The organism is Microcystis sp. M165S2, assembly GCF_020245885.1.
In the GTDB taxonomy this organism is placed as follows: Bacteria; Cyanobacteriota; Cyanobacteriia; order Cyanobacteriales; family Microcystaceae; genus Microcystis.
Genome location: NZ_JADBTZ010000207.1, coordinates 1 through 3,737, shown reverse-complemented (window position 1 = coordinate 3,737; position 3,737 = coordinate 1). Strand labels below are relative to the sequence as shown.

The 3,737-nt window shown below is 42.9% G+C and carries 3 protein-coding genes; 2 read left to right on the top strand and 1 reads right to left on the bottom strand.

The window, feature by feature from the left end:
• The first annotated feature begins 726 nt into the window (after positions 1-726).
• On the top strand, positions 727-2,154 hold the full coding sequence (gene glgA / locus IM479_RS10845; RefSeq protein WP_287685084.1) for a glycogen synthase GlgA: 1,428 nt from the start codon (positions 727-729) through the stop codon (positions 2,152-2,154).
• Positions 2,155-2,203: 49 nt separating this feature from the next.
• Here the strand turns inward: glgA and IM479_RS10840 are convergent, their stop codons facing one another.
• Entirely contained in the window at positions 2,204-2,824 is a 621-nt protein-coding gene (locus IM479_RS10840; RefSeq protein WP_287675459.1) for a vWA domain-containing protein, read from the bottom strand.
• A gap of 212 nt (positions 2,825-3,036) precedes the next feature.
• On the opposite strand from IM479_RS10840, the gene IM479_RS10835 reads away from it, so the two are divergent.
• Positions 3,037-3,369 (top strand): TMEM165/GDT1 family protein, encoded by a 333-nt coding sequence (locus IM479_RS10835; protein ID WP_287079209.1) that lies wholly within the window; start codon positions 3,037-3,039, stop codon positions 3,367-3,369.
• Positions 3,370-3,737 lie beyond the last annotated feature (368 nt).

Sequence of the window (3,737 nt, the reverse complement as noted above, 5' to 3'; positions counted from 1 at the left end):
TTTCCTTGTAACTGCCATCGATTCCACATCCTCCAAGTAGTGTCATAACTGATCCCCTTTTTCTTGGCATAATCTCATAGTTTCAACTGTAAGGTAAACTGGCACTAACCACAGTAGCAGTTGTTTGCTGTTATTTGCGTATATTTTTTACAAAACTTTACAATACTAAATCCGTTGAGTATAGGCTACTTATAAGGACAGGCAAAAGGCACTCATGCAAGAGGCAAAAGGGGGGATAAATAATCAGTTTTTAATAACCAGATTTAGTATTAACATTCAATTGATAATTTTTACTAATATATTGCTTACAATCCATTGCCAGTAAGGACTATAGCTACAATGATTGATTTTTATCAAGGTGAAGAATTTTAATTTTTTTTCTCAGAAAAAATCAATTATTGAAAATGTTCTCAATAGTAGTTTCTACAATGAAGGTTTTTCGTCAAAACATCTTGGGGAATGTAAAAATATATAAAAGTATATGAAGATGTGCGGAATGTCGGTTAAATCGACAATAGCAGACAGCATCGGTGCCGAGCAGCTAAAGCTTAATAAAAAGGCGACAAAACTTAATAATGTCCAAAACAGCTAATTATGCCCCTCGTGGGCTCTCTGGTTGGTTAAAGAAAAATCTAGGCTAATCCGATAATAACCTGCTTGCAAATCCTGCTAGGGTGGTTTTATCTGTTAAAATTTCTTGTCGTCGTGAAGTAAAGCGGGAAGAGTATGCGAATTCTATTTGTGGGTGCCGAGGCCGCCCCAATTGCCAAAGTTGGGGGAATGGGGGACGTAATTGGGGCATTACCGAAAGTCTTGCGTCAGCTAGGTCATGACGTGCGGATTTTTCTGCCCTACTATGGTTTTCTCCAGGAAAAAATGGACATCCCTTCCGAACCCATTTGGTCAGGATTCGCCATGTTTCATGATTTTTTAGTCTATGAGACGGTTTTACCCGATACGGATATTCCTCTCTACCTCTTTGGTCATCTAGCTTTCTCTGGACGCAATATCTACGGAGGCGAAGATGAGGCCTGGCGATTTACCCTATTTGCGAATGGTGCGGCGGAATTCGCATGGAATTACTGGAAACCGCAAGTTATTCACTGTCATGATTGGCATACGGGCATGATTCCCGTCTGGATGCACCAAGACCCCGATATTAGCACCGTTTTTACTATCCATAATCTCGCCTACCAGGGGCCTTGGCGGGAGGCATTAGAAAAAATGACTTGGTGTCCTTGGTATATGCAGGGCGATAATACCATGGCCGCGGCGCTTCAATTTGCCAATCGCGTCACCACCGTTTCTCCCACCTATGCTCGTCAAATACAGACCCCCATTTATGGCGAAAATTTAGAGGGATTATTGTCCTATATTTCCGGCAATCTGGTGGGGATTGTCAACGGCATCGATACGGAGGTGTATGACCCTGCTAAAGATGTTTATCTTAAGCAGAATTTTACCCCAGAAACCATCGAAAAACGTCTGATCAATAAAATTGCCCTGCAAGAAGAAGTGGGGCTACAGGTCAGTAAAAGTGCCTTTGTCATGGCGATGGTGACGCGTTTGGTGGAACAAAAAGGTATTGATCTAGTGATGCAAATTTTAGATCGCTTTCTCACCTATACTGATGCTCAATTGATTATTTTAGGTACAGGCGATCGCTATTATGAAACCCAACTGTGGGAGATGACTTCCCGTTTCCGGGGGCGAATGTCCCTGCATCTTCTCTATAGTGATGCCCTTTCCCGTCGCATCTATGGGGGGGCCGATGCTTTGTTAATGCCTTCCCGTTTTGAACCCTGCGGCATTTCCCAATTAATGGCCATGCGTTACGGTTGTATTCCCATGGTACGCCGCACCGGTGGTTTAGTCGATACGGTATCTTTCCACGACCCGATTCAGGAAAAAGGAACGGGATTTAGTTTCGATCGCTATGAACCTTTAGACCTGTTTACCTGTATGATCCGGACTTGGGAAAGTTTCCGTTATAAACAGGATTGGCAAAAACTACAGCAACGGGCAATGACTCAAGATTTTAGTTGGTATAAATCCGCTTTGGAATATCTAAAAATCTACAAACAAATCACCGGACAATCGGATCAATTATCCGATGAGGAAAAAGATAAATTGGTCGCCCTGACTAGCAGTTAAATCCTCCTTGAGTAGGGGTGATATATCTTCACCCCTACTCCGGCAGAAATTAACCAGTGATGGCGTTGAGAAGAACTTCCGCTAGGGTCATATCTTCCATATCATCGATAGTAATCGTGTCAACGATATCGAATTTGGCCCCGGCCGTTTCTAGTTGATCGTCTAAAGCTTTAAGAAATTCGGTTGCTTGTCGATCATGGCCTACTTGAATCAGAGAAATAGCTAATTCTTGATCGCTATCGAGTTTTCGAGAAGCTTCGATAATTTGACGCATCACCGCTTTGCGATCATCTGGTTCTCCGTCGGTAATCACCAGAATAGTTTCTCCGTTGGGTTTAGTTTTGCCGGCAGTTTTGCGCTGAAAATAATTATCGAGGGCATCTTGAAGCACAGCTGCTAGGTCTGTCCTCCCCATGGGTTCATTTTCTTGATAAATTTGTGTCACCTTATCGGAAGTGACATTATCATAGCGTCGGAAACGTCCAGAAAAAAGATAGATAGTGATGCCGTCCGGATCGACTTCCTCGCACTTTCTAGCCAAGGCGAGGGTGGATTCTTGGGCAATTTGCCAACGGGTTTTCTCACTGGGTTTATCAGCAGTGGACATACTGCCACTTTTGTCAATAATCAGAGTATAATCTCTGTCGTGTACAACACTTTCACTGGTCATAGGGGCTATACCTCCAAGGGATTTGCGCTCGTCCTAGTCTAATAATTATTAAACTCTAGGATGGAAACTCTACCTCGATCGACTAGGGTTTTTTAACTATTGGGGGAGGAGACAGCGCCCCCAACAGCAGAAACTATCGGCAGAAAACCGGTCGGGCTAAAATGAAAAAAGTATGAAAATTATTTCTTAACCCGATATTGTTAAATTAGCCGATGAGTGATAGCAAATTGAGTGCCTCAACCGAGAAAAAGCCAGATCATCCACCTTCTTGGAGTTTTTGGACGGTGTTTAGTTCCACCTTCCTAACCATATTTTTTGCTGAAATCGGCGATAAAACCCAATTAGCCACCCTTCTCATCAGCGCCGAATCCCAATCCCCCTGGGTGGTTTTTGCCGGGGCAGCCAGCGCTTTAATCGCTACCAGTCTCCTCGGTGTCCTGATCGGTTATTGGATTGCTCGTCGTCTTTCCCCGAAAACTTTAGATATCGGTGTCGCTATCCTTCTCCTTTTGATCACTGGTTTACTCATCAGCGATATTCTCTAATCAATCAATTATCAGTTATCAGTTATCAGTTATCAGTTATCAGTTATCAGTTATCAGTTATCAGTTATCAGTTATCAGTTATCAGTTATCAGTTATCAGTTATCAGTTATCAGTTATCAGTTCACTGTTTACTGTTTACTGTTTACTGAAAAAAAGCTTCCCACTTCCCCACTTCCCCACTCCCCATCACCCCACTCTCTAAGTAGGTGGGCGGAATTAAATATAAGATGAACGTAGCGACTGTCTTGATTGTCAAGGGGTAACTCAAAAAACAATCAAGGAGTTGCTGTCGAACCTAAAATCTCAAGCCAGAAAAAAGCGCAGCAAAAACTAAGTCGCTCAGGTTAAACCAAAGCAAGCGCAACCCT

Bases quoted from the DNA above. Each gene is read 5' to 3' on its own strand.
- glgA (WP_287685084.1), top strand. From the start codon at position 727: ATGCGAATTCTATTTGTGGGTGCCGAGGCCGCCCCAATTGCCAAAGTT.
- IM479_RS10840 (WP_287675459.1), bottom strand. From the start codon at position 2,824: ATGACCAGTGAAAGTGTTGTACACGACAGAGATTATACTCTGATTATT.
- IM479_RS10835 (WP_287079209.1), top strand. From the start codon at position 3,037: ATGAGTGATAGCAAATTGAGTGCCTCAACCGAGAAAAAGCCAGATCAT.